Source organism: Collinsella sp. TM06-3 (genome assembly GCF_003436395.1).
GTDB lineage: Bacteria > Actinomycetota > Coriobacteriia > Coriobacteriales > Coriobacteriaceae > Collinsella.
Map to the genome: position 1 here is coordinate 1 of NZ_QSPG01000050.1, position 1,031 is coordinate 1,031.

Below are 1,031 nucleotides of genomic sequence, written 5' to 3' on the forward strand. Positions count from 1 at the left end.
AGCAAAAGCCCCGCAGCCGGAGCGGACTGCGGGGCTCATGAAGAGAGGCTAGTTTGTGGGCGTCTTGCCTGGCGCCCACGAGAGAGGCAACAGAGTAGAGGCTACTCGTGGATGCGGGTACCGGAGAGACCGGCCATGGTCTCGGCGGCCTTGTCCAGGGCGCCGATGATGCAGGTGCGGCCCTTGCGGGAGCGGGCGAACTTGATGGCGGCGCGGACCTTGGGCTCCATGGAACCCTTGCCGAACTGACCCTCGTCGGCCAGGCGCTCGGCCTCGTCGGCGGTGATGTCCTCGAGCTCCTCCTGGTTGGGCTTGCCAAAGTTGATGGCGACATGCTCAACGGCGGTCAGCAGGAACAGGACGTCGGCGTCGCAGTCCTCGGCCAGCAGCTCGCCGCCCAGGTCCTTGTCGATGACGGCGGGAACGCCCTTGTAGCAGCCCTTGTTCTCGTAGTCGCGGACGACGGGGATGCCGCCGCCACCGCAGGCGATGACGATGAACTCGTTGTCGAGCAGGTTGAGGATGGAGTCAGCCTCGACGATCTTCTTGGGATCAGGGGAAGCGACGACGCGACGCCAGCCGCGGCCGGAATCCTCGACGAAGACCTTGGAAGGATCCTCGGCCATGAACTCCTTGGCCTGCTCCTCGGTGTAGAAGGGGCCGATCGGCTTGGTCGGGTTCTTGAACGCGGGATCGTCCGGGTCGCACTCGATCTGGGTGACGACGGTGGCGGCGTGCCAACGCTTATAGCGCTTGTGCATCTCGCGGCCGATGCCCTGCTGCAGGTGGTAGCCAATGTAGCCCTGGGACATGGCGCCGCACTCGGGCAGCGGCATCTCGGGGGTGCCGATGGCGTCGTGGGCAGCGGCGAAGGCGTTCTGGATCATGCCGACCTGCGGGCCGTTGCCGTGGGTGATGATGATCTCGTTACCCTGCTCGATAAGACCAAGGAGAGCGTGGGCGGTGTTGCTCACGGCCTGGATCTGCTCGACGGGGTTGTTGCCGAGGGCGTTGCCGCCGAGGGCGACGAC

Annotated in this window: 1 protein-coding gene; it reads right to left on the bottom strand. The window is 65.7% G+C overall.

Annotated elements, in window-relative coordinates:
* Positions 1–101: 101 nt before the first annotated feature.
* A partial coding sequence (gene arcC, locus DXD56_RS09935; protein ID WP_117641088.1) for a carbamate kinase occupies positions 102–1,031 on the bottom strand: 930 nt, incomplete at its 5' end.